The organism is Maribellus luteus (assembly GCF_003576475.1).
GTDB lineage: Bacteria > Bacteroidota > Bacteroidia > Bacteroidales > Prolixibacteraceae > Draconibacterium > Draconibacterium luteum.
In genome coordinates this window covers 137,397-163,687 of the sequence record NZ_QWGR01000010.1, presented here as the reverse complement: position 1 = coordinate 163,687, position 26,291 = coordinate 137,397, and the positions used below count along the sequence as shown (strand labels likewise).

22 protein-coding genes are annotated in these 26,291 nt (G+C 43.9%); 10 read left to right on the top strand and 12 right to left on the bottom strand.

Features of this window, described 5'->3' with window-relative positions; genetic code table 11:
- From D1614_RS16740 to D1614_RS16705, 6 genes are all read right to left on the bottom strand, one after another.
- Positions 1-3,761 (bottom strand): choice-of-anchor L domain-containing protein (locus tag D1614_RS16740; protein ID WP_194086712.1); only part of this gene is annotated, 3,761 nt, incomplete at its 3' end.
- 1,067 nt (positions 3,762-4,828) lie between these two features.
- On the bottom strand, positions 4,829-5,047 hold the full coding sequence (locus D1614_RS26385) for a porin family protein (protein ID WP_119439109.1): 219 nt from the start codon (positions 5,045-5,047) through the stop codon (positions 4,829-4,831).
- 44 nt (positions 5,048-5,091) lie between these two features.
- Positions 5,092-5,460 (bottom strand): outer membrane beta-barrel protein, encoded by a 369-nt coding sequence (locus D1614_RS26380; protein ID WP_162304541.1) that lies wholly within the window; start codon positions 5,458-5,460, stop codon positions 5,092-5,094.
- A 345-nt stretch (positions 5,461-5,805) separates the two neighbouring features.
- Positions 5,806-7,716 (bottom strand): sulfatase family protein, encoded by a 1,911-nt coding sequence (locus D1614_RS16720; protein WP_206610056.1) that lies wholly within the window; start codon positions 7,714-7,716, stop codon positions 5,806-5,808.
- Between the two features lie 235 nt (positions 7,717-7,951).
- Positions 7,952-9,373 (bottom strand): sulfatase family protein, encoded by a 1,422-nt coding sequence (locus D1614_RS16710; RefSeq protein ID WP_119439106.1) that lies wholly within the window; start codon positions 9,371-9,373, stop codon positions 7,952-7,954.
- Between the two features lie 47 nt (positions 9,374-9,420).
- The gene (locus D1614_RS16705; RefSeq protein WP_119439105.1) at positions 9,421-9,705 is read right to left on the bottom strand and encodes a hypothetical protein; all 285 of its coding nucleotides are present in this window, start codon (positions 9,703-9,705) and stop codon (positions 9,421-9,423) included.
- A 12-nt stretch (positions 9,706-9,717) separates the two neighbouring features.
- Between D1614_RS16705 and D1614_RS27840 the strand changes: the two genes are divergently transcribed.
- Positions 9,718-11,997, top strand: a complete 2,280-nt coding sequence (locus tag D1614_RS27840; RefSeq protein WP_119439104.1) for an NADP-dependent malic enzyme — start codon at positions 9,718-9,720, stop codon at positions 11,995-11,997.
- Here the strand turns inward: D1614_RS27840 and D1614_RS16695 are convergent.
- Entirely contained in the window at positions 11,994-12,551 is a 558-nt protein-coding gene (locus D1614_RS16695) for a hypothetical protein (RefSeq protein WP_119439103.1), read from the bottom strand. The two genes, D1614_RS27840 and D1614_RS16695, sit on opposite strands and share 4 nt — an antisense overlap.
- A gap of 86 nt (positions 12,552-12,637) precedes the next feature.
- Between D1614_RS16695 and recR the strand changes: the two genes are divergently transcribed.
- From recR to D1614_RS16680, 3 genes are all read left to right on the top strand, one after another.
- Positions 12,638-13,264, top strand: a complete 627-nt coding sequence (recR, locus tag D1614_RS16690) for a recombination mediator RecR (RefSeq protein WP_119439124.1) — start codon at positions 12,638-12,640, stop codon at positions 13,262-13,264.
- 78 nt (positions 13,265-13,342) lie between these two features.
- Positions 13,343-15,301 (top strand): glycosyltransferase, encoded by a 1,959-nt coding sequence (locus D1614_RS16685; protein ID WP_119439102.1) that lies wholly within the window; start codon positions 13,343-13,345, stop codon positions 15,299-15,301.
- Complete coding sequence (locus D1614_RS16680) at positions 15,298-15,825, top strand: GNAT family N-acetyltransferase (protein WP_175579287.1); 528 nt, start codon at positions 15,298-15,300, stop codon at positions 15,823-15,825. Before D1614_RS16685 ends, D1614_RS16680 begins: the two co-directional genes overlap by 4 nt.
- 145 nt (positions 15,826-15,970) lie before the next feature.
- Here the strand turns inward: D1614_RS16680 and D1614_RS16675 are convergent, their stop codons facing one another.
- A complete protein-coding gene (locus D1614_RS16675) occupies positions 15,971-16,420 on the bottom strand; it encodes a type I restriction enzyme HsdR N-terminal domain-containing protein (protein WP_119439122.1) in 450 nt (149 codons plus the stop codon).
- 112 nt (positions 16,421-16,532) lie between these two features.
- Between D1614_RS16675 and D1614_RS16670 the strand changes: the two genes are divergently transcribed.
- The 6 genes from D1614_RS16670 to D1614_RS16645 all read left to right on the top strand — a co-directional run bounded on the left by D1614_RS16670 (position 16,533) and on the right by D1614_RS16645 (position 21,701).
- Positions 16,533-17,303 carry an AMP nucleosidase gene (locus tag D1614_RS16670; protein ID WP_119439101.1) on the top strand — a complete coding sequence of 257 codons (771 nt, stop codon included), beginning with the start codon at positions 16,533-16,535 and terminating at the stop codon, positions 17,301-17,303.
- A 1-nt stretch (position 17,304) separates the two neighbouring features.
- Positions 17,305-18,306 (top strand): DNA polymerase III subunit delta, encoded by a 1,002-nt coding sequence (gene holA, locus D1614_RS16665; protein ID WP_119439100.1) that lies wholly within the window; start codon positions 17,305-17,307, stop codon positions 18,304-18,306.
- A gap of 2 nt (positions 18,307-18,308) precedes the next feature.
- Positions 18,309-18,923: a rhomboid family intramembrane serine protease gene (locus D1614_RS16660; protein WP_206610055.1), complete on the top strand. Its 615-nt coding sequence runs from the start codon at positions 18,309-18,311 to the stop codon at positions 18,921-18,923.
- A gap of 2 nt (positions 18,924-18,925) precedes the next feature.
- Positions 18,926-19,750, top strand: coding sequence for an aminotransferase class IV (locus tag D1614_RS16655; protein ID WP_119439099.1), 825 nt, complete (start codon positions 18,926-18,928; stop codon positions 19,748-19,750).
- A 246-nt stretch (positions 19,751-19,996) separates the two neighbouring features.
- Positions 19,997-21,172, top strand: coding sequence for a sialidase family protein (locus D1614_RS16650; RefSeq protein ID WP_119439098.1), 1,176 nt, complete (start codon positions 19,997-19,999; stop codon positions 21,170-21,172).
- 85 nt (positions 21,173-21,257) lie between these two features.
- Entirely contained in the window at positions 21,258-21,701 is a 444-nt protein-coding gene (locus D1614_RS16645) for a hypothetical protein (RefSeq protein ID WP_119439097.1), read from the top strand.
- A gap of 91 nt (positions 21,702-21,792) precedes the next feature.
- On the opposite strand, the gene fabF is transcribed toward D1614_RS16645, so the two are convergent.
- The 4 genes from fabF to D1614_RS16625 form a co-directional block, all read right to left on the bottom strand.
- The gene (fabF, locus tag D1614_RS16640) at positions 21,793-23,037 is read right to left on the bottom strand and encodes a beta-ketoacyl-ACP synthase II (RefSeq protein WP_241558127.1); all 1,245 of its coding nucleotides are present in this window, start codon (positions 23,035-23,037) and stop codon (positions 21,793-21,795) included.
- Positions 23,038-23,106: 69 nt separating this feature from the next.
- Complete coding sequence (locus tag D1614_RS16635; protein WP_119439096.1) at positions 23,107-23,667, bottom strand: TetR/AcrR family transcriptional regulator; 561 nt, start codon at positions 23,665-23,667, stop codon at positions 23,107-23,109.
- A gap of 440 nt (positions 23,668-24,107) precedes the next feature.
- Entirely contained in the window at positions 24,108-24,533 is a 426-nt protein-coding gene (locus D1614_RS16630; RefSeq protein ID WP_119439095.1) for an SRPBCC domain-containing protein, read from the bottom strand.
- A gap of 127 nt (positions 24,534-24,660) precedes the next feature.
- Entirely contained in the window at positions 24,661-26,184 is a 1,524-nt protein-coding gene (locus D1614_RS16625; protein ID WP_119439094.1) for a glycosyltransferase family 39 protein, read from the bottom strand.
- Between the last annotated feature and the right edge of the window lie 107 nt (positions 26,185-26,291).

Here is a 26,291-nt window from a genome sequence, read left to right as displayed (position 1 = left end):
ACAGTCCAGGTGTAAGTTTCGTCTTCACAGATTGTTTCGTTGGTAACGATTGGCTGTGGTTCGTCATTTACCGTAATGTTCAGGATTGTATCGGGTGCGCAGTTTGCCCCTTCGTAATGAACGGTTGTGTCTCCGTCGGTTCCAAGGTATTCCACTCCGTCCACAGTCCAGGTGTAAGTTTCGTCTTCACAGATTGTTTCGTTGGTAACGATTGGCTGTGGTTCGTCATTTACTGTAATGTTCAGGATTGTATCGGGTGCGCAGTTTGCCCCTTCGTAATGAACGGTTGTGTCTCCGTCGGTTCCGAGGTATTCCACTCCGTCGACAGTCCAGGTGTAAGTTTCGTCTTCACAGATTGTTTCGTTGGTAACGATTGGCTGTGGTTCGTCATTTACCGTAATGTTCAGGATTGTATCGGGTGCGCAGTTTGCACCTTCGTAATGAACGGTTGTGTCTCCGTCGGTTCCAAGGTATTCCACTCCGTCCACAGTCCAGGTGTAGGTTTCGTCTTCACAGATTGTTTCGTTGGCAACGATTGGCTGTGGTTCGTCATTTACGGTAATGTTCAGGATTGTATCGGGTGCACAGTTTGCCCCTTCGTAATGAACGGTTGTGTCTCCGTCGGTTCCAGGGTATTCCACTCCGTCTACAGTCCAGGTGTAGGTTTCGTCTTCACAGATTGTTTCGTTGGTAACGATTGGCTGTGGTTCGTCATTTACCGTAATGTTCAGGATTGTATCGGGTGCGCAGTTTGCACCTTCGTAATGAACGGTTGTGTCTCCGTCGGTTCCAGGGTATTCCACTCCGTCCACAGTCCAGGTGTAAGTTTCGTCTTCACAGATTGTTTCGTTGGTAACGATTGGGGACGGTTCCGGAGTTACAGTAATTGTTAAAGTATCTTTCGCCACACAATTGTTTCCATAGCTGACTTCCACAATATAGTCTCCACTGTAGCTTGGAATAGCATTACTTATAGTCGGGTTCTGCTCAATAGAAGAAAAACTTGCGGGCCCACTCCAAGAATATGAATTGGCGCCTGAAACAGTGGAGGCCAAAAGCTCAATGTCTCCACCTTCACATACTGAGTTGTCAGTAGCTGATGCAGTAACCGTTTCGGTACAACATTCTTCGATAACTACTGTTACAATAAATCTTTCGTCGCTCTCACATCCGTTGACAGTTTGTGTCGCATAATAACTAGCGCCATTTACTAGTGGTTCTGTTTCTGCCAATGGAGTTCTGTCAGATTCATGCGCATACCAAATAACGTTATCTCCTATTACTTGTAAATTGGCTATCGTTGAATTACCTCCAGTACAAAACTTTTGGGTAGTCTCTCCTGTCGGTTTTGCAGGATCATTAACTTCTACAGTAACTTTAAAGCGTGCAAGGCTTTCACAACCAGCAATAGTTTGTGTAGCATAATAATCTTCTCCATCAATTAGTGAGGTAGTAGTGTTCAGAGGAAGACCACCAGTAGCATCTGCGTACCATTGGATGTTATTTCCCAAAACGGTTAGATCCGAAATTGTCGGGATGTCAATTGAGCAAAAGTTTTGTATTGAATCTCCTGTTGGGACTGGAGAATCGTTTACGACTACATCGAATGTACAGTTGTCAGACAATGTGAAACCACCAGGTTGTGTGAGAGTTCCTGTATAAATAACTTGAGTTGTTCCAATTGGGAATTCATCTCCTGGATTGTAATTTGCAGTAACAACAAAGTTAATTCCTTCTGAACATCCACTAAGATCAGATAAAATTGCATCGTAATGAATATAATCAACTTCAATTTTATTGCTTCCAGGTCCTGTAAATTCAAACTTTAATTTGTATACCCCACTTCCTTGTGGTAGGTCGTTGGCTGAAATTGTTATTGTCCAAGGGGTTTCTGAAGGATTACTGCTATCCCCTGAACCTAATAATTTTGAATCGGAATAAGTCTTCGCTATTGTATATGCCGTACCACTTGAATTAGCTTTTAAAACTACTAAATTCCATCCGATAGTTTTAGCTGTTGATGAATTTAGCAATTGAAGATTGACTGCGATATCAACCGAGTTATCAAAGTACTGAAATGGTGCAACAAAAAATACATCGCTACTAGTTCCGTGGTACAATGCCGGATCGGGAGTCGTTGCCGATTGCCACAAACGCATATTGTTACTTCCTATTCGTTGTGTTTTGTTATAAACCCAGCAGGAATTCTGACTTTCCGGAATATTAAATTGTACGTCGAAAGAAGACCCGTCCGTTCCCCCACTTGCACAACAATTGTATGAAAGCCTTGGAGGGGTCCAATAAACAGGAGTTTCTCCTTCTCCATCAAAACAAACCTCTGTTAAATCAGAAGGAGGACAATTCTCTTTCGAAATACGACAACTGCTCGTGGTTGGCTCCGTTATTTCGACTTCCAACGGGATAGTTGCTTCGCAATTGATTGCATCTCTTGCATATACATTGTATACCCCTGCAGCAAGCCCTTCAAAAATACCAGAAGTGTTAGAAAAGTTTACGTTATCTAGACTGTAGCTATATGGAGGGGTCCCACCACTTGCCTCTACCTTAAAAGAACCATCAGTGCCTCCAATGCAAATTAAGTCATTGTGATAATTGTTTAATTCGGTAATAACAACATTATGTACGACAACCGTTACTGGTTGTATATCCGAACATCCAGAAGAAGTATCGAACCCTTTAATGTAATATGTACCAGCTGGCGCTGTTTCAGGAGAACTATATGGAATTGTTGCAAGTTCATCCTGCCAATAGCTATATGTTAAACCAGGTGAGCTTCCGACAGTAATCGCAGGTGCTGTTAAATCTATTGTATTAGGGAAACAAACAGGAGCAGGTTGGTTTATATTTACGTTTGTCGTGGAAAAACTTTTAGCTTCCAGAAAAACCCCCGCGTCCCACTTTGCGTCACTAATATCCGCAATTGCAAGTTTAATTTGATAGGTCTGCCCCGGTTGTAGTCCTTCATAAACAGCTTTCAATACGGTAGTCATCCCATCAAATTGAGTGGTAGGAGAATTACTAGTATAACTTTTACCACTTCCATTATCAATATAATAACTCTCATTTTGGGCGGGACAAGGATAAGAACCTCTTTTATCTGAAGAATAATAAGACGCATCAGTACTGGTAAAAGCACTATGTATATTTTCTATTGTTACTTCAGTTCCGCCCGAAAGTTTTGCTAAATTTACTGATCCTGATATGCCAGGTCCACTCAAAAAGAATCCAAAAGCATCATTGAACTGTGAACATGTCCATTCACGGTATTCTTCCGAAGCAAATATGTAGCTGAACTCAAGATTGCTACCTACTGCAACAAAATCAAATATTAAAACGGCGGCATCATGGGAACCTCCTCCGCTTATTGCTTCCAAATCGGGATCTCTGAAACGAGAATAGCCTTCCATATCATCTGTCTCATCCGGCATGTCATTTGGCCCTTCTGCTGCATTGATTGTTCCTGTCGACAGAATCAATCCTTCAGATAAAGGAAAATCAGAAGCCCCTTTGTTGAAATAGCCTAATTGTCGATTACCTGCATTGGAAGCATATCCCCAATCGTGGTCGCGCCAGTTTCCATACGAATTATAATAGCCAAATTTGACATTGCTTACCTGCAGACATCCTGAAATTAAAATGTTTTCAACTAGCTCTGCTTTTGTATAAGCATTGTAAGTAGCATTATCTGCGACTTCAATAGAGGAACCTACTGCTGCCGATTTTAGGGTCGGTAAAGACATTATTGTTGCTGACTTTGTCGATTCCTCTTTACTTGAGTATCGAACAAACCCCTCTTCTTGTGCAGTTCCCTGATTAACTAATAATAAGTTAAGCAAAAGAACAAGCGTGGTGAACATTGCTGTTTTAGTAAAGAGATAAGATTTAAAATTTAAGAGAAAATAATTTTGCTTGGGTAAAGTTGTTTTCATATCATTTGTTGAGTTAATATTTACAAAACCACATAGTAATTTAATCGGCGCTCAATCCCCCATTCAACCGAATGAATGATCAGTCATTAGCCGTAATTATTTATAAACTTTTGTTGATATGAAATTTTCGGAAAGATGTAAATAACCCCTTATTTTTTATCTAACGTTAAATTTCAGAATCAAATATTGCTAATGCAAATCATGACTTAATAAGATAAAATCCAAATTTTAGATTGATTCGCGTCGCTTACATATTCAATATTTTATAATAAAAAATATGTTTGCTTGGATTAAAGCAATTGTTGTGCCGATTGCTTTAATTCAGTATAGCTGAGTTGTTTTTGTTTTTGCGTCCATGAAGATATAGTTTCATTTTGGGACAAAACTCCCGGGAAGAAAAAGTAAAAACACCTTCGGATATTCTTCAAAGACACGTTTTCTGTTAAAAAATAAATTCATACTGTTATAAGAAGACTGTTTGTTCATTCAGTGCATAATCGTCATTTGATTGACATAATATACATGTTCGACATTAAGTAGAGAGTTTAGCAAGGGAGGATCAACAATTAGATTTTGGATTTGGTCATTTGAAAATGCAGAAATCAATAGGAAGAATCTACTGTTATTTTTCATGTTTGTAGCCTGCATTATTTCAATAGCTATAATTGGGGCCATTGTACTTATTTGTGCTCTAATCAAGCTGGAATTATAACCACCGAATAAAGATTATTGAAGCTTTTTAGGGAATAAAAAGACCCCCCAATGACGACAGGCTATTTCTAATATCTGATTTATAAAAAAAGCCACAAATATTTTCTTGTGGCCTTTTCTCACATTTCCTTTTTTACCCTTTCGGCTGAGGCACGAATAAAGTACTTCTACTTGCCAAACATCAGTCCTACAGAAATTTTGAGGACCCTGTTTTTAGCAAAATTATCGCTGTCACCTGCGGGGTCAATATTCGCCAAACCCAAGTCGTATCCAACTCCAAATTGAAATTTGTCTATTTCAACTCCTGCTCCCATCATCAATCCAAAATCCATCCTTTTCAGGTCATCATCGCCGCTATTCCCAGTTTTATTATCATACTCACTCATTCCTGAAACATTCTTAAACTCTCCGGTATATTTATCTTTCGAGCTTAATGCACACCTACATACGGGCCAAATAAACCGTAAACACCAATACCTCCGAAATCATAAGAAGCCTTCAAGTTTACTGGGACATCGAGGTAAAAAATATTGGTAACCGCTTCACCGCTTACGCCGCCAATTGCACTGTCTTTGATTTTGGCCCCTTTGGTCTCAAGCATTGATCCTGTCTCAAAAGCAAAGATGTCTGTTAAAGAGTGATCCATGATTGCTCCAATATGAAACCCGGGTTTCATAGTTGTTACATCAATACCAATACCTGAAATTTTCATCGAGACATCGGCCAGGTTTAAGCCACCTCTTACTCTAAAAGTAGTTTGCGCAAAAGAATTGACAATAAACAAGAAGATAGCGCCCAATAAAAAAATTTAACAGTTTTCACTGTTGATTTTTTTTATTCATTGCTTACTCTATACGATTTTCAGCATACTCGCCTTGCAGTTTGTTCAAATGGGTTACAAGGTAGTTCCATTAATATGTGTAAAACAAAAGGTAAATCAAATGTGCGTTTTTATGTTAAAGTTTAACAACGTACTACCAACGTAAGATAAAGGAAATTAATAGATATGAAAAAAGCTGCGAATCTGAACCCGGTTGCTTTTTCAGCCCCCAACTAAGGCATCAATTACAAAACAGCAACAGCAAAGCTCAAAAACCAATCAATCCCAAAATTTGGAAAATCCTTTAACTCTTGTAAAACCGGGTTATTCGATCAATCCCCATTGAATAAGCAAGGCTTTCGCCATCAAGGCATCGTAGCCTTTGTAACGCTCGTTTCCCTGCAAAATGTGTTTTCGCCGTTCGTACATATCCAGTACATTTTGCTCCAACTCTGGCGTTCTTGCTCCAATGGCATCAACGCTGTTTAAGGCAAAGTTTCGGTCGGTTCGATGAAAGACAAGCGTATCTGTCAGTATTCGGTTGTAAGTTTCCAGGGCCGGTTTTTCTTCTCCCATTCTGAAAAGTAATTCCGCTGCCAGTGTTGCTACTGCGCCCGACTCATCTTTTGCTGCTTTCCGGATCGCTTCCTCCCATCCTGGCGTAACTTTTTCACGGTGAATCAGCAAACCAACGGCTCCCCAATAGCGGATGGCGGCATTGTTACTTTGCAGATTGTTAACAAAAACATCCATATTGGCGTCAGCAGAAGTAGCAGCTTGTGCTGCATCAAGCAACGCATCAAAAGGACAGGCTTCGGAACGCATGTAATCATACATCGAGCCATCACCGGCAAAATCGTCGTATTCAGTTTCAGGTACCAGCGCCACATCGCGCACTTCACTCATCCAGCGGGTTTCAGCTTCACGCATCCGGCTCAGCACATTGGCATAAGCCGGATCATCGGCCAGGTTGTTAATCTCCCATGGATCATTTTCCGTATCGTAAAGTTCTTCCAAAGGTTTCTCCAGGAAGTAACGGCTTTGCACTTCGTTGGTTTTTCCGTCTTTAAAAGCGTCTTCCCAAGCCTGTGCCGACGGTGCTTTAAACAAGTAATCGATGTGTTGCATCGAAATCCTGAAGGGCATGTAATTTCGGATGTAGCGGTATTTCTCATCCCGAACGGCACGCACCATGTCGAACCTTTCATCCATACGCTGACGGGTCATAAAAGCATACTCGGGAGCCTTTGTTTTTTGTTCACCCAAAAAAGCGTTGCCCTGCATGTGATCCGGAATCGAAATACCGGCAATGCTTAAAAAAGTGGGCACCAAGTCAACAAAACTAACAATCCGCCCAACTTTATCGCCCGGTTTTTCGGCCGGGAAAAGATGCCTGAACTTTTCGGGAATACGGATAATGAACGGCACCCGGGTTCCGGTTTCATAAACATAGCGCTTGCTGCGCGCCAACACCCCGCCATGGTCGCCGTAATAAATTACAATGGTATTCTCAGCTTCCCCGCTTTCCTCCAATTCTTTCAGAATGTCACCAATTTCAGCATCCATCTGTTGGTTACGGTCGTAATACTGCGCCCAGTCGTGTCGTATTTCGGGCAGATCGGGATGATAAGGTGCGATCTCAACTTTGCCCGGGTCGTGCTTCAGTTCATCTGCCGGAATTTGTTTATGAATCATACTTTCGTGCGTTGTGGTATTGCTGAAAACTGCAAAAAACGGTTGCCCCGGCGCACGGTTTCTATACGTAGCTTTCCGGCTGCAGTCGTCCCAGATTGCATTCCAATCGCCACCGTAGTTGTAATCGGTTTTAACATTGTTGGTACAGTAGTAGCCTGCTTCGCGTAAATACTCAGGATAGGTTTTTACAATCTCTGATTTCGCATATTTACTCCGCATTTGCTCGTTTCCGTTCGATGCCGCATAAACCCCGGTAAGTATCGTATTTCGCGCCGGCGCACAAACCGGGCAATTGGCAAAGGCGTGTGAGTACAAAAAACCTTCCGAAGCGAGTTTGTCCAGATTGGGAGTGGTAGCCATCTCGTTGCCGTAACAGCCCAGAAAATACGCGCTGTTATCTTCCGAAGTGATCATTAAAATGTTTGGTAACTCTCCAGAGGTTTCTGCTTTATGCTGGCACGAGGACAAAAATCCAGCTAATAAGACGAATGTCATTACCCCCACAATGCCTCTTGTACATTTATCTGTAATTTGTTTCATAACGATAGCTGTTTCTTTTTTCTGAAAGTCAATTTTAAAAAATATCCAATTCTCAATTTTGAATGTAAAATATCCAACAAAATCCGGAAAATTGAATACGGGGAATTCTATGTTGGATATTCTGCATTAATAAATAAAAACAAATCCCGAATAGAAGTATCCATCTTAACTTTCATTTCTTTTGGTGATTCCCCGTAATCATGATGGTTTTATTATCTAAACATTTCTCAGGCAGTCATTCTTTCTGGCCGGGCATGGTTCCCCTCACGCGCTTTACTTTGAGCGGACCACCTGTTTCGCGATCATACCAGTCGGGAGTAAGATGTTCCGGGGTAGTATCTCCTGTCTCTTTTCTCCAGTTATTCAGCAAAGCTCTCATTTCGCTTAACACCTCCTGATAATCGGGAAGCGAAGCCAGGTTCAACAGTTGCAAAGGATCTTTCTCCACATCAAACAATTCTTCTGCCGGGCGCGGAGTCACAAAAACATCGGCCTGCGCAGGCGTTAAGCGTTCCTCATCCCGCACAATATTCAAAGCATGCTGAGTGGGCGATTTTTTAGAATCAGCCGGACCGCCATTTGCCAACGCAGGACGAGCGTTCAATACGTACAAATATTTTTGCGTTCTCACCATCCGCTCGTGGGCTTCGTAATCGTGCCAGTTATGTTCAGAAAATACTTCACTTCGGATTTCTTTTTCAGGATCGTTTAACACTGCACTGAAACTAGTCCCCTGATAACTGTCGGGCGCGTTTACCCCGGCAAGCTCCAGAATCGTGGGCGCAATGTCTACGGCACTAATCAAACTCTCTGTTTTTTGCGCGCCTGTTCTGATTTTTTTAGGCCCATAAACCACAAAAGGTGTTTTCATGCCACTGTCGTAAACCCTGGTTTTACATCGAGGGAAAGGGCTCCCGTTATCCGACATCACAATAATTACCGTATTTTCCAACACGCCCTGCCGTTCCAATTCTTCTCTCACTTTTCCCACGTAATAGTCGAACCGGGCTATTTCGTTGTAATAAGAAGCAATATCCTGCCGGGTTTCTTCGGTGTCAGCATAATACATCGGCACTTCCACTTCGCGCGGATCAAAAGTTATATGAAAAGTATCGGCTCCCCACGGCCGGTGTGCATCGAGCGAAGCCAACCAAAAGAAAAAAGGCTTGTCTTTCGGCCTTTCCCTGAGAAACCTTACCCAATTGGCTTCACCGCCGTCTCCATTGTTGTAGCCGTTGTTATCCGTGTATCGGTCGAAGGCACGATGTGTAAAATTGCCCAAATGCCACTTTCCGGCGTGGGCCGTATAATAGCCATTTTGTTTTAGCAGCAAAGGAAAGGGAATCTCGCTTTCGGGAAGCGGCGTATGCAACTCGGCCGCTCCGTTCGAATGCGGATATTTCCCTGAAATAATGCTGCACCTGCTTGGGCTGCACGAACTCGCCGTTAAAAATGCATTGTTAAACTGCATTCCTTCCGCTGACAATCGATCGATATGAGGCGTTTTCACCACTCTATTTCCGTAGCATCCAATATCATTCCAGCCAATGTCATCGGCTATAATAAAAACAAAATTGGGAAATTCTGCCGCATATGTCGTAGCGGTAAAAAAATAAAAACAGACAATAAGCAGCACGTGTTTTACAAATGATTGCATCGTTCTATTGGTTTATATTGGTTACTGGTTTTGTCCTCAAAACGTTATTAAAAGAATACGCCAGAGTCTAATGCTACTAAATTAGTGTTTTGTATAAATGTTGCCACGCTTCTACCTATTATAATTCGGATATCCCACCAATTCATGCCTGTTTGTTCTCTTACTTTGAAAGCAGGGACAGTTTCCGGAAGCAGGCATGAACATAAAACATCTTGAAAACAAACTCCGATCTGCTCAATTCTTCTTTTTTTCACCTTGCTGAACAACACCTTTTTAACTGCTGAAAAATATTTTATTCCACTTTGATTTTCAGTAAATTTAAGAGAAACCATAATTAGCTAATCATGCCAAAATTGCGTAAGATTGATGCACTCAATTACCATCAAAAAGACCGTCCGGGAAAAATTGAAGTGATCCCGACAAAACCTCACAGTACTCAATACGATTTATCTCTGGCCTACACTCCGGGGGTTGCCCAGCCCTGTCTGGAGATCAAAAAAGACATCGACAACGTCTATAAATACACGGCCAAAGGCAACCTGGTTGCGGTTGTTTCCAACGGAACAGCCGTACTGGGGTTAGGCGATATTGGCCCCGAAGCCGGTAAGCCCGTAATGGAAGGCAAAGGTTTGCTCTTTAAGATTTTTGCCGATGTGGATGTATTTGATATTGAAGTAAACGAAAAAGATCCGAAAAAACTGATTGAAGTAGTAAAAGCCATCGCTCCAACTTTTGGAGGAATCAACCTGGAGGATATTAAGGCACCGGAATGTTTTGAGATAGAAGCGGCCCTGAAAAAAGAGTTGAATATTCCGGTTTTTCATGACGATCAACATGGAACAGCGATCATTTCGGCAGCGGGTTTGCTAAACGCGCTCGAACTTGCAAAAAAAAATATCGGAGATATAAAAGTCGTAGTTAGCGGAGCAGGTGCAGCCGCCATTTCCTGCATCAAACTGTACATCAGTTTGGGGGTAAAACCCGAAAATGTGGTAATGACCGACAGCAAAGGGGTGCTCAACCGCCACCGGACCGGACTAAATTCCAGCAAACAACAGTTTGTAACCACGCGCGACCTCGACACTTTGGAAGATGCCATGAAAGGGGCGGATGTTTTCCTGGGGCTTTCAGTAGCCGATGTAGTTTCGAAGAAAATGATAAAATCGATGGCTCCTAATCCGATCGTTTTTGCCATGGCCAATCCCAATCCCGAAATTTCGTACGAAGATGCCACCTCGGTACGCGACGACATTATAATGGCCACCGGACGAAGCGATTACCCGAACCAAATCAACAACGTCCTTGGTTTTCCTTTTATTTTCAGGGGCGCACTCGACGTAAGAGCGACCACCATCAACGAAGAAATGAAAATTGCCGCGGCACGTGCACTCGCCAAACTGGCCAAGGAATACGTACCCGAAATGGTGGCAAAAGCTTACAACCAGCAAAACATCACTTTTGGGAAAGACTACATTATCCCGAAGCCGCTTGACCCGCGACTGATCACCACCGTATCGACAGCCGTAGCCAATGCTGCCATGGAAACGGGAGTAGCGCGGAAACCGATCAAAAACTGGACAGTTTACAAGCAGGAGCTCACCAACCGCCTGGGACTCGACAATAAACTGATTATGGCCATCCGCAACAAAGCCAGGCAAGATCCCAAACGGGTGGTTTTTGCCGAAGCCAACAGTTTCCGCATCCTCAAAGCGGTTCAGTCTGTATTACGCGAAGGAATTGCCAAGCCTATTCTGATCGGAAACACAGCAAAAATAAAGGCGCTGATCAAAGAAAACCAATTGGAAATTGACAACGTTCCGATCATTGATCTGCACGAAACGGTGAGCGAGGAAAAACGCCATCAGTTTGCCAAAATTCTGTATGAAAAGCGCAAACGCAAAGGAATGACCTACGAAGAAGCGCTCGAAAACATGTACAACCGCGATTATTTTGGCCCCATGATGGTGGAAACCGGTGAAGCAGACGCCTTTATTTCCGGGTTCTCGCGCACTTACTCAAGTACCATTCGCCCGGCCTTGCAGGTGGTTGGCGTACGCGAAGATTTCAACCACATTGCCGGCATGTACATTATGCTCACCAGGCGTGGCCCGCTGTTTTTGTCGGATACCACGGTAAACATGAATCCCTCGCCACAAGTACTGGCAGACACCACCGTTCTGACAGCCTGGGAAGTACGCAGGTTTACCATCGAACCCAAAATTGCCCTGCTCTCCTACTCCAATTTTGGTGCTTACAAAGGCGAAGGCAGTCCGGTGAGGGTTAAAGAAGCGGTAAAAATTCTCCACGAAAAATACCCCGACCTGATCGTGGATGGTGAAATGCAGGCCAACTATGCGCTGAACGGAAAACTGCGCTATTCGCGCTATCCGTTTAACAAACTTGGCGACGAAGATGCCAACACGCTGATATTCCCCACCCTGAGTTCGGGCAATATCACTTACAAAATTCTTCAGTCGATAGGTCCTTGCGAAGCAGTTGGTCCGATTTTGATGGGCATGAAAAAACCCATTCATATTTTGCAGCGCGACAGCTCTGTCAGGGAAATCATTAACATGACGGCCATTGCAGTGATTGATGCACAATCGATGGATACAGAAACTTAAAAACCAACGCCTACGCCAATGGTATAAAACGGCTCCCAGTCTTTGTAGGGTGAGTTTTCATCCTGGATAACATCAAAAAGCAGCTGGGCATTTACCCAGGTGTTTTTTGATAGGGGCTGGCTGAAGCCGCCTCCGACAAACAAAAACGGAACCCAGTCGCGGTTGCTGTCACCCTGGTACGTTTGAAAGTCATAATTCATCATCGAAAATTCCATATGGGCGTACACCTGTGGCACAAACCGGTAACGGGTAAACAGGCTGGCCCCGTAGTTGGTGGCATTGTAATCGTAACTCCCCCTGTCGTATTTGAAATATTCAAACGTTAGCTGGCTACCTACCGAAAACTGCGGCGTAACCTTGTATCCGATCAGGGGAGAAATCCCCACTTCGGTAACACTTCCAAACGTAAGGTTCAATCCGCCACCGTAATAAAATTTTGACGGGGTGTAGACTTCATTTGGCGACCCGGCACTTTTTTGCGCGGTGGTATTGTTTTGTCCGTACACAAAAGCAACGATGGCTGCTATCACTAGTGTCAGGAATGCTTTTTTCATGGTTTCTGTTTTTTGATCATTTAAGATACACAAAAATTAAGTATCCAAAATTCAGAATGTTGCATATTTCACTTTATTTTTGGAGCATGAACATCGACAAATATCCTTCCCGCTTACTGGAAAACGCGGTAAATGAATTTTCCAAGCTACCCGGCATCGGGCGGAAAAGTGCGCTACGGCTGGTGCTGCATTTGCTACGGCAAGACACCGAACAGGTGCATGCCTTTGGGAAGAGCCTCATCCAGCTGCGCGACGAAATCAAACACTGCAAAGTTTGCCACAACATTTCGGATACCGAGTTATGCCAGATATGCAGCAATCCTTCGCGCAATGCCAGTGTTATTTGCGTGGTGGAAAACATCCGCGATGTTATGTCGATCGAAAACACGCAGCAATTCAACGGCCTGTACCACGTATTGGGAGGGATTATTTCGCCAATGGACGGGATTGGTCCTTCTGACCTTGAAATAGATTCGCTGGTTAATCGGGTGGCATCGGGAGAAGTGATCGAAATTATTCTGGCTCTGTCTACTACCATGGAAGGCGACACCACCAACTTTTATATTTTCAGGAAGTTGAAGGATTTCGAAGTACGGATTTCAACACTGGCGCGCGGTGTATCCATTGGCGACGAACTGGAATACACCGATGAGATCACGCTCGGGCGTTCGCTGGTAAACCGTGTTCCCTACGAAAATTCGGTGGGGAGATGAGTTTTGCATCAGATTTTGCCTGTTCTTCCGTTATCCAAAAGGAATGCCTACATTTGGGCATCTTTGACTGAACTGTGTATGGATTTATCGGTCGTTATCGTCAACTACAATGTCAAACATTTTCTGGAACAGTGTCTGCACGCTGTGTTCCGGGCTGCCCAAAATGTCAGCACCGAAGTGTTTGTGGTCGATAATAATTCGGTTGACGGCTCTTCGGAACTCATCCGCGATAAATTCCCCGAAGTTTTTCTGATTGAAAATAAAAACAACGTAGGTTTCTCGAAGGCCAACAACCAGGCCATCCGGCAGGCAAAAGGCAGGTACATTTTATTGCTGAACCCCGATACCGTAGTAGAGGAAAATACCTTTGAAAAAACCGTGGCCTTTATGGATCAGCATCCTGAAGCCGGTGGTTTGGGCGTAAAAATGATCGATGGAAAAGGAAACTTTCTGCCCGAATCAAAACGCGGATTACCTACGCCGTGGGTGGCATTTTACAAAATGTTTGGCTTGTCAAAACTGTTTCCCAAATCCAGGAAATTTGGCAAGTACCATCTCTCCTATCTCAGCGAAAATGAAATTCACGAGGTGGATGTGCTGGCAGGCGCTTTTATGCTGATGCGCAAGGAAACACTTGACAAAGTGGGCCTGCTCGACGAAACTTTTTTTATGTACGGCGAAGACATCGATCTTTCGTACCGGATTCAGCAGGGCGGCTATAAAAATTACTATTTCCCGGAAACCACCATCATCCATTACAAGGGCGAAAGCACCAAAAAGGGATCGCTGAATTATGTAAAGGTGTTTTACAACGCGATGGTGATTTTTGCGCGGAAGCATTTTCCGGGTGGCAAAGCAGGTGTTTTTGCTTCGCTTATTCACCTGGCCATTTATTTCCGTGCGTTTCTGTCCATTGGGAAGCGGGTCGTCTCACGTCTCTTTTTCCCCTTGCTTGATGCGCTGCTTGTTTTCCTCGGGTTCTTTCTCATCACTCCCGTTTGGGAAGAACTCCAGTTTCATGAAGTAGATTATTACCCTCCAGTTTTTTTACAGGTTGTTGTGCCGGTTTACATCCTTTTCTTTTTGCTGGGAATCGGTTTCTCGGGAGGCTACAAAAAGCCGGTTAGTATTTACAAACTCGGGCGTGGAATCCTGTGGGGGCTTATTGCCATTTTGCTGGTGTATTCGCTTGTAGATGAAGAGTACCGCTTTTCAAGAGCCCTCATATTGTTAGGTTCTGTTTGGGCGGCGGTTTCGCTGGCAATGCTGCGTTTGTTGTTACACTGGCTAAAACCGGGAACATTTCGCTTAAATATCCAACGCAACCGGAAAATGGCCATTGTTGGTCACCCAAAAGAAGCAGAAAGAGTACAACACATTTTGGAAGAAACCCAACTGAATGCACAACTGGCAGGCTATATTGCCATCGACAACAACGATAAAGGAACACAGTACCTCGGGCAAATCAGCCAGTTAAAGGAGATCATCCGCATTAACCGAATCGATGAGCTTATTTTTTGTGCCGGAAACATTTCTTCAGCCGATATTATCAAGGCCATGCTCGACCTTACCGAGCTTGATGTGGATTACAAAATCGCTCCTCCGGAAAGTATCAGCATTATTGGAAGTAACTCCATTCACACTGCCGGCGATTTGTACGTAGTGAATGTAAATGCCATTTCAAAACCCGTTAATAAACGAAAGAAACGGATGTTCGACGTGGAAGCGGCACTATTTTTACTGCTTTCCAGCCCGGCTCTCATTTGGTTTTACAAAAACAAATCCCGTTTTATCAGCAACATTCTCAGCGTTTTGGCAGGCAAAAAATCGTGGATCGGGTTTATCCCCGAAAAAGGAACCTTTGAGCACCTCCCGGCGTTAAAACAAGGTATATTGAATCCGGGTGATTTGTTTCCCGAACTGCGGCTCGATCCCGAAAAGTTTACCCGGCTGAACATGCTGTATGCAAAAGATTACCGTTTAATTACGGATGCTGAAATTCTGTATAAATCGTGGAAAAAACTCGACCGACAATGAACGCACTGCTCACATACGGAAAAATCAGTCTTCGACCGCTGGAGCCCGAAGACATCGACCTGTTGTACCAATGGGAAAACAACATCGAGATCTGGCAGGTGAGCAATACAAAAGCACCCTTCTCAAAACATATTCTGGCACAATACCTGGCCGAATCGGCCAAAGATATTTATGCCACGCGACAGTTGCGACTGATTATTCAGGATGAAAACATGCAAGCCGTGGGAGCCGTTGATCTTTTTGATTTCGAACCCTACCATTTGCGGGCGGGTGTGGGAATTTTGATCCACCAAACCGAAGACCGCGGCAAAGGATACGCCGGCGATACTCTGCTGGCTCTTTCTGTTTATGCGCTCGAAGTACTTGGGCTCAAACAGTTGTACGCCAATATTGCGGTCGACAATGCTGTCAGCATTCATCTCTTTGAAAAAGCTGGCTTTCAGCAATCGGGCATAAAAAAGGACTGGCTAAAAACTCGAAATGGCTGGAAGGATGAAATCCTTTTTCAGAAATCGTTATGCTGATTTACAAGCAGAGATAGTAATGTGAATGTCTCAAACGACGAAAAGGCAGGTTCTCGCAAAGGCGCAAAAAAGCGCAAAGAACGCAGAGTACTGACTTCCTGTCTCTATTTGCGTGCTTTGCGTGAAAGTTGCTTCTTGCCCTTAGCTAAACAATATTAAATTCAGGAATCTCGCGCAAAAACCGGTAGCTGTTATTTACATAATCTATTTCGCAGGCAAAATGCTGCATTCCGTTTGAAACCACCACCTGCTCTACCCGCAACGCCATGTTGTACCGCACCACCTGGTCAAAAGTATCCTGGGTAATTTTCACATTGGGCGCTTTAAACTCTGCAATTAAATGAGCTTGTCCGCTTTTCGAATAAATCAACAAATCAAAGCGGCGGGATTTTCCGTTTACCATAATCTGTTTTTCAACAGCCATGCGGTTTTCGGGGTATTTTTTTTCGTTTTTCAGGTACTGAATAAAATTCTGCCGCACCCACTCTTCGGGTGTCAGCACCACAAACTTTTTACGGATGCCATCAAAAATCCATCGTTTGCCATCTTCTGTTTTGGTACGAAAAGTATAATCCGGTAAATTTAGCTTCTCCATTTCAGTTTCTTTTGCACGCATTTTTGAAGGTGACGGCGAAAAATGTACATTTGTGTCAACCTTTCAACCTTACCCATTTCAGATTGTTCAAAGGTAAAATATTTCAAACTGTATGAAGACAAAAAAAGAAATCGTTGAAAACTGGCTTCCCCGGTATACCGGCAAAAATCTGGAAGACTTAGGACAATATATCCTGTTAACCAATTTTCAGGATTATGTAGAAAAATTTGCCCGGAAGTTTGAAGTCCCGGTAGAAGGCGCCGATAAAAACATGCCAAGTGCCACTGCCGAAGGAATTACCATTATTAATTTTGGAATGGGAAGCCCGAATGCAGCCACCATCATGGACCTCTTGAGCGCTATTCATCCCAAAGCAGTGCTTTTTCTGGGAAAATGCGGCGGACTAAAAAAGAAAAACCAACTGGGCGATTTTATCCTGCCGATTGCCGCCATCCGCCGCGAAGGTACTTCCGACGACTATCTGCCGCCCGAAATTCCAGCCTTGCCGGCATTTAGCCTCGAAAGAGCGGTTTCGCACATTTTACGTAACCAGGGACAGGATTACTGGACCGGCGTGGTTACCACCATCAACCGCCGTGTGTGGGAATTCGACAGCCAGTTTAAAAAATACCTGAAGAAAACCCGCGCCATTGCGATTGATATGGAAACGGCCACCCTGTTTACAGTCGGTTTTGCCAATTCCATTCCAACGGGTGCGCTTTTGCTGGTGTCCGATCAGCCCATGATTTCGTCGGGAGTAAAAACCAGTGCGAGCGACCACAAGGTAACTTCGCAATTTGTGGAAAGACATATACAGGCAGGCATCGATGCACTGCTGGAAATCAAAAACAACGGACTTTCCGTGAAACACCTGAGATTTTAACATGGAGTTTGGCGATATTTTACAAGACCTGAAAAAGGGAATTTACCACCCTATTTATTTGTTGCAGGGCGAAGAACCTTATTTTATTGACATTATTTCGGAGTACATCGAAAAGAACGTGCTGACCGATGCTGAAAAAGGCTTCAACCAAACTGTTTTTTACGGCAAAGATTCGGATGCGATCAACATTGCGGAAAGCTCGATGCGTTTCCCGATGATGGCCAACAAACAGGTGATTATTGTAAAAGAAGCGCAAAGTTTAAACAAAATCGAATTATTGTCGTCGTATGCCGAAAAGCCACTGGAATCAACAATTCTGGTGCTGGCGCACAAATACAAAACGGTAGATGCCCGCAGTAAACTGGTAAAGGCGATCAAAAAAAACGGGGTAATTCTGACCACCAAAAAGCTGTACGAAAACCAGGTTCCGGCCTGGATCGACAAATACCTGAAAAGTCACGATTACACCATTACCCCGCAGGCAGCACAACTCCTGACTTCTTTTTTGGGGACCGACCTCAGCAAAGTAGCCAACGAGTTAAACAAACTGGTGATTGCCGTAAAAGATTCGAACCGGATTACGCCCGAGCACATCGAGAAAAACATTGGGGTGAGCAAGGATTTCAATTTAATTGAACTGCAAACTGCACTCGGCAACAAAGATATATTACGGGCCAACAAAATAATCCAGTATTTTGGCTCCAACCCAACGCTTAACCCCATTCAAAAAACCATTGCCGGGCTGTATTTCTATTATTCAAAATTATTTACCTATCATTTTCTGAAAGACAAATCGGAGCGCAGTGTGGCCGCAGAGTTACGGGTGAACCCCTACTTTGTTCGCGATTACATCAGCGCCGCCAAAAAATACTCGCCCACCAAATTGTACGAGATTATGGGAATTTTGCGCGAGTACGATCTGAAAAGCAAAGGACTCAATGTTTCCACCATGGTGGACAGCGGTGATCTGCAAAAGGAAATGATCCATAAAATTCTACACTGATTATGATGATGACCTGGTTTATAATAGGGGTTACGGTACTTATTTCGTACCTGGCATTTCGCAACCCCGAAATGGCGTCGAAGCTGCAATTCAATGCCGCACAAATTATTCACCGTAAGGAATATTATCGGCTGATTTCGCATGCGTTTATTCACGCCAACTGGGCACACCTGGGCGTAAACATGCTGGTTCTGTTCTTTTTCGGGCGCAACATTGAAGCCTATTTTAACTTTTATTTCGGCAACAAAGGAACCGCGTTTTACCTGTTGCTGTATTTTGGCGGTATTCTGGCCTCCAACCTATGGAGTCTGATCAAACACAAGAACAACTACTACTACAATGCGGTGGGTGCTTCGGGAGCCGTTTCGGCGGTACTTTTTGCCACCATCTTTTTTGATCCTTGGGAACCGTTGTACCTGTTTGCCATTCTCCCAATTCCGGGAATTCTGTTTGCAGCCGGCTATCTTTTTTATTCGTACCGGATGAGCCAGAAACAGAGCGACAACGTGGCGCACGACGCACACTTTCTGGGAGCAGTGTTTGGCTTTGTATTCCCGATTTTGTTAAGGCCCGAACTTTTCGACCGCTTTATTGACCACCTTTTTGTATTCTTTTAAGCATGAAAACGCTGATCGTCAACGGAGAAGTTTGTTCGTTGGAGGAAGTCAGCATGAACCGCTGGCTGCTGGACGATCCGGTGATTCTGTCGCAAAAGGTGTGGTTTGGTTACGGTGGCATTCCTTTGCTGAATGAAAACGTGGAAAGTCTGCACCAACAAGCGCAGGTACTCGGAGCTTCGCTTCCCCCACTGTTTCGAAACCAACGCGAGCTTTTTCGCCTCTGCAAACGCATGCTCAATAAAAACCGGTTTTATCGTTCCGGGATCATCCATATCCGGCTTTACGTATCAGGGCAAACGGTGAACTACCTGATCACTTCCGAAGCCCGCGAAATTTTTGATTTCCCGATTTCGGAACAGGGAATGCTGATCAACATCAGCCAAAACCGGAAGCCGCTTAGTTTGCTGGGCTCCTACCCTTTTTACAGCCGCTTACTCTGGGAAACCGCTCGGGGCACCCTTCGGAACGAATACCGGAATTCCATACTTCTGAACGATAAAAATTACGTTTGCGAAGGAATTGCAGCCACTCTTTTTATGGTGAAAGACCGTGTGCTGATCACCCCTTCAACAGAAGCGGGATGCTGTAACCCGGTGATCCGCGAAATTGTGCTGAAACTGGGGCACCAGATGGGCTTAAAAGTAATGGAAGTACCGGAGCTGGAAAAAGATCTGCTTTTTCACGTAGAGGAATTATTTCTCGTTAGCGAAGCAAGCGGCATTGAATGGATACTCGGCTTGGAAAACAAACGCTTCGTTCGTTCCTTTTCGCTCGACCTTCACAATGAACTCAATATTTTTCTGCAAAAGAAAGCCGCCAACTAGGCCTTCAAACTAAATTTAGATTTATGCTTCTTCTGTTTTTCTCACGAAACTCCATTCTTATTTAAACGATTAAAATATGTTAAATACATTTTTCTTCTTTGGATCATTTTGATTTATATGTACTTTTAAACGCTTGCTAATCAATAAAACTCTAATGGCATTACCCAACATAAACGCTGAATTCAGAAAAGATAATCGTATGATTATTACTGATAATCAATTAACCCAACAACTCCTCTCAAACAAATGAAAACTTTCACCGTCATCGCCTTTCTGCTTGTATTCGCTACTTCGTGTAAATTAAACCCAGAGCGCGATGAAAAAGCCATCATTGTGAAAGAACTTTGGAGCCAGTCAGACACTTCCTACAATAATTTTCGCATTCCTTCGCTTATCGTTACCTCCAACAATACGCTGCTGGCTTTTGCTGAAGGCCGTGAAGGCGGCGACACCGGCAATATCGACATTCTGTTAAAACGCTCAACCGACCATGGAAAAACATGGGAAAGCCAAACCGTTGTGTGGGACGATGGGAACAACACCTGCGGCAATCCCTGTCCGGTGATTGATCAGAATACCGGCCGAATTATCCTGTTTATGACCTGGAACCTGGGAAGCGATCACGAATCGGATATCATCCGGAAAAAAAGCCAGGACACGCGCGTTCCTTACATGACCTATTCCGACGATGACGGCTTGACCTGGTCGGAACCACAAAACATGCTGGAAAGCTGTAAAGACACAAGTTGGGGCTGGTATGCTACCGGGCCGGGTGTGGGCATTCAGCTAACATCCGCAGCATTTAAAGGACGCCTGGTTATTCCCTGCAACAACAGCTATGATGCTCCTGATTTTGAAAAAACGGATGGATTTGGCTATGGTTGCCATGTGCTTTTAAGCGACGATGGCGGAACTTCCTGGCGAATGAGCGAGATGATTGAACCGCAGGTAAACGAAAGTCAGGTAGTGGAATTAAGCGACGGAACGCTGATGATGAACATGCGCTCGTACAACAACAAAGCCTGCCGTGCTTTTTCGCTGAGCACCGACGGAGGTGAGACCTGGAGTGACATTCAACACGCGGCACAACTCGTGGAACCGGTTTGCCAGGCCAGTATTATTCATTACGGCGACTACGAGGGAAAGAATATGTACCTTTTTTCCAATCCGGCCGTTCCGTTTAGCCGAACCAATATGACCATTAAAACCAGCTTTGACGACTGCTCAACCTGGAGTAATTCAAAACTGATTTACGAAGGCCCGTCAGCCTATTCCTGCCTGACCCGCTTAAATAACGACCGCATAGCGCTGTTTTTCGAATGCGGCGAAAAAAGTCCTTATGAAAAAATGATGTTTGTATCGCTCGACCCAAGGGAGTTATTTACCCCCGGATCGGTTTTAGTCAATTTTATCAAAGAGTAATTTATACCTGCAAAAACACCCCGGGCATCAGAAATTTTGCTTCCAAAATACAATTGCCATAGTTTTTCAATAAACCAATAATCACATGATCAAAAAAATTAAATTTAGCCTCCTCCTTTTATTCGCCGTACTTCTGAACTCCTGTTCTTCCACCACCAATTCAAATGACGCTGAGCTAACAAGAACCGATGTACTGGGCACCTGGACAGTGGCTTCACAATCGTACGAGAAGCTGGCAGAAGAAAAAAATGAGGATAAAATTGTTTCGAAAATTCAACTTAATAGTGATTCTACCGTAACTGTCTTCTTCGGAAAAAGGATGGAGAAAGAAACAAAGGGAAAATGGCGCTGGAAAGTTGAAAAAACGGTTGGAAACGACACCATTTCTTTTAGCATGGAAAGTGATGTGGTAATTACCATCGGAAGACACACCCTGCTGGCCATGCAGGCCATTGAAAACAAAGGCAGGTTAAAACTGATCGCCAGAAACTATATTTTTGAGAAGAAAAACAAAAGTAGCATCCGTTAATTCCAACATACACGAATACAAAAATACCGGTGCAACCATTCGAATCGACGACTCGGACAACTGCACCGGCAGAAAGTACACAAATGCTGTGTTAATTGTATTTTCGGAATACGCTGGTTGACGTATGTCCGCCAAAACCAAAGGTATTGCTAAGCGCCACTGTCACCTCTTTTTTATGTGCTTTGTGCGGAGTAAGATTTAACTCAGGGTTGATTTGCGAATCCAGCTCCCCAAGGTTGATCGTGGGTGGAATAACCCCCTGCTCAACAGCTTTTACACACGCAATCGCCTCAATGGCACCGGCTGCTCCGAGTAAATGCCCGGTCATGGATTTGGTGGCACTTATGTGGAGCTTGTCCAAACTATTCCGGAAAACCTTCTCAATGGCCAGGCACTCGCTGATATCGCCTACCGGTGTTGACGTAGCATGAGCATTTATATAATTTACATCCTCCGGTTTCAGGTTGGCATCTTCCAACGCACCTTCCATTGCCAGCACCGCTCCCAATCCTTCAGGGTGAGTGGCTGCCACGTGATAAGCATCCGAAGCGGCTCCGTAACCAGCCAGTTCGCAATAAATTCGGGCTCCTCTTTTCAGGGCATGCTCCAGCTCTTCAATCACTAAAATCCCGGCACCTTCGCCTGCCACAAAGCCATCGCGTGACTTATCAAACGGCCGCGAGGCAGTTTCCGGGCTTTCGTTCAAGGTCGACATTGCCTTCATTGAATTAAAACCACCAACGCAAGCCTGTGTGATTGAAGCCTCCGAACCGCCGGCGATAACCACATTGGCACGCCCCAGTCGAATCAGGTCCAGCGCATTGGCAATCGCATTATTCGAAGAGGCACAAGCCGAAGTTAAAGAGTAACTTACACCGTGCAAACCATAGCGGATAGAGATCTGCCCAGTGGCAATGTTTGAAATCATTTTGGTAATAAAAAACGGGCTGAATCTTGGTTGCTGCGTGTTTTCTCCAAACTTCAGAATCTCGTCTTCAAAGGTCTGCATACCGCCAATTCCGGTCGCCAGAATTACACCTATTTTATTCCGGTCGCATGCATCCAGGTCTAAGCCCGAATCCTTAATGCCTTCATCGGCGGCTGCCAATGCGTACAGCGTGTATAAATCCATCTTGCGAACTTCCGATTTTTCGAACATCGCCGAAGGATCAAAACCTTTCACCTCGCACGCAAATTTTGTTTTATGATTTGTTGTATCAAACCGGGTGATCGGAGTTGCACCACTTTTCCCGTTTATCAAACTCTGCCAAAAATCGTTGACATTGTTTCCCAATGGAGTAATGGCCCCCAATCCTGTTATTACTGCTCGTTTCATTTTTATCAATTTTTGAAAGTGAATTGTTTTGCAATACTTACTAGTAAGTAAGTTGATTGGACAAATTTTTTAGGACTTTAGGCCCTCCTGAATGGCCTGGCAAAAACTTTTGTAATCGAAATTTTTTACGATTCTTGAAAGTTGCAGGCTGGCCACCAAACTGGAAAAGATCATCGCCGCTTTGTTGTGCGCATCTTCATTAAACACAAAAAAGCCTTTTTCCTTTCCTGAAGTAAGTATTTCAGTCAGCCAGTTTACAATCAACTCGGTCATTTTTACCAGTTCGTTCTGAGTGTTCTCATTCAGTGTATCAAAGTCGGGACCGAGTGATCCGAAAATGCAGAGTTTCTGTTCTCTATTGCTTTTTATGTAGATTTTAATAAAGGCATCCAGCTGTTTCCATTCGTCAAATCCGCGGCTGTGCATGTTATCGATCATCTCTTCGAAACGCAGAATATTTGTCTTAACAATACTGGTTCCGAGATTGGCTTTTGTAGGAAAATAGTAATGAACCGCCGCATTTTTGATCCCAAGTTCAGTAGAAATATCCTGGTAGCTAAAAGCATTGTATCCTTTGGTCAGAATCAAATTTTCACCCAATTCAATAATTCTTTCCCTGGTAACTGACATCGCTATTTTTTTGAATTACGGAACCAAAAATACTTACTAATAAGTAAGTATCCAAATTTTATTGAAAATCAGTAACAAAATTGCTTTTGACAAAGGAAACAACCCCGCCAAAGGACATGGTTTTAAATAAGCCCGAATGACGTGATTTAAGAGTTAAAAAACGATGGCTATTTATTCTCACATTGATTTGACAGATATTTTCATTCCGCTTGCGGAACTTAATTGCCCACAGACAAGGCAGATTTACGCAGAAAATAATTTTCCCCATTTGGGTGAAATAAAATTTGCGGTAATCAGCGCAATCAGCGTGAAATAAAAAGCTTTTGCAGAAATCAGCTATAATTAGAAGCAAAATGAGTGCCTCTCTAAACACTTTCAGTGAACGTGAATTTCTAAGTTCAACGAGAAATATCCACAGCTTCCAACTTCAAGCTTAAAACTTACTTTGCCTCTTCTTCAGCCAGCTTTTTGAAGTTATTCAGAATGGCCTGCCAGCCGTTTCTTTGCAACACTACAGGGTGCATGTTTTCGGCTTCAAAAGTTTCGGTCACCCTGGTTTTATCGCTTTCTTCAGTAAAAACGATATTGACCATGCGACCGTCATCAATCCGGTATTCAATAACTTTCAGTTGCTCAACACGGGTGTACTCACCCGAGAAATCAAAGCCTACACTGTCGTCACTTGCTTTCATGAGATACGAGAAACGCCCACCGGTCTGAAGATCATTTTTCGCCGTCGGACATTTCCAGTCGTCGGATGCAAAATTCCATTTTGTAATAAACTCGGGCTCTGTCCAAACCTTCCATGCCTTTTCGAGAGGTGCATTCACCAGGACTTCTACCGTAACTTTTTCGTTGGGTTCCATACTTCATCGGTTTAAAATGTTAGAATTCCTTTAGTATCCAAGTTTTAAAACAATTCAGGTGCATTTTGGTTTTGAATCGGCAAGAATCACCAATTACATCTCCTCCCACTAGATGTAAATCAACCACTCAGTGTTTTCTGCTTTCGATCTCCTCGCGAAGAATATCGTTGATCGAAACTTTTGCTCCTTGCAAAAGATAGACACTGGTTCCACGCTCCCGTGCATAGGGATTTCGAATTTTTCCGATCAAACTGATTTCCTCAAAAAACGCCTGTTCGCGGGTTCGTTCCGGATCGTCGTCGTCGCTGGTCTGCACCAGAATCACATTTTCAATTTTAACCTCGTCCAGCGGATACCAGAAAATATAATCGGCGTTCATCGAAAGTGCTTCGGTGTATTTTTGTGCAGAGTAGTAATTGATTGCCCCGGCCTGTCCGTAGTTATCGCAATGAATGATGGTATGTGGCTTGTCGTCCACCAAAGTAAAAGCCGAATCCACCAAATGCGCCAGCTCTCTCCAGCCCTGCATGTCGGCATAGTCCTGCGGAAGGTCGTGCAGTTGGCCGTCTTCCCAGCGATTGGCGCCGTATTTATTAAACAATTCCTGTTTTTCAAGTATTTGCCCGGGCGAATAAACGGGTAGCATTATGGGTGCAACAGGCATAAAAACCAGCACCGGAACCAAAATTACAGGAATCCGAAGATACTGCAGCCACCCACGAGAAAGCAATTTTTCGAGATAAACCGCACCAAAGGCGATAAAAGCCGGATACAGTCCGATGCTGTAATAATTTTTGGCTCTCAGATAGGTAAAAATGACCATGGTAAATACAAAAGCGTAGAAAAACACCCGGTAATTTTTGTGTGGCTGGTACGTATAAAACGAAACAAAAGCCAGCAGGATTACCAACAAAGATCCGGGGAAAAAGATAAGCTGGTCTATCAGAAAGTCAGCCCGGTTAACATTTACCAGTTGGGTACTTGCCAGTGTTTGCATATGCGTTACCAAAGGCAAGGCATTACTGATTTGCCAGATTATATTGGGTAATACCAGCAGCACTGCCAGCAAAGCGGCCAGCCATAAGTGTTTGTTTTTTAAAACCGCGCGCTGCCGCGTAAGTAAAATGGCCGGAACAAGACCAAGCAACAAAAAACCAATGTTGTATTTGTTTAGCAGCCCAAGTGCTAAAACCACAGCCGTATAGTACAGCCAGCGGTTCTGCTGGGTTTTAATGTATTTCAGGAGAGTAAAAAAGAGCAGTGTCCAGCACAAAAAGTCAAGAGAATTAGGCTGGTACAAAATGTTTATGCGAACAAAGACCGAAAACAAAACGCTTGTTGCCGCCAGTATTTGTGCAAACAGTCCGCCATTGAGCTCTTCCACTATTTTCCACACCACCCAAATTACAAGAGCGCCAAACAACGCCGGGAAAAACTTTACCAAGAAAACACTGTTTCCGAGTAGCAAAATAAACGAAGAAAGCAGCCCCGTAAGCGGCGGAACCGAGGTGTAACCCCAGGCAAGGTGTTTGCCCAGATCGATGTGCAGGAATTCGTCGCGGTGTAATTCGTAAGCCGGGTTAATGGCAAAATACTGTATTACAAACTTAAGCACGATAAACGCCAGCAGGATGTATTTACTTTTCTTCATGACCGTTAGTTGGGTAAATTTAGCAAGACCACGAAAGGTACTTTTTTTTACAACTCCCGGCAACGTTTTAAGACAAGTACCGGCATTGCTTCTGTGAACTGCCTTTT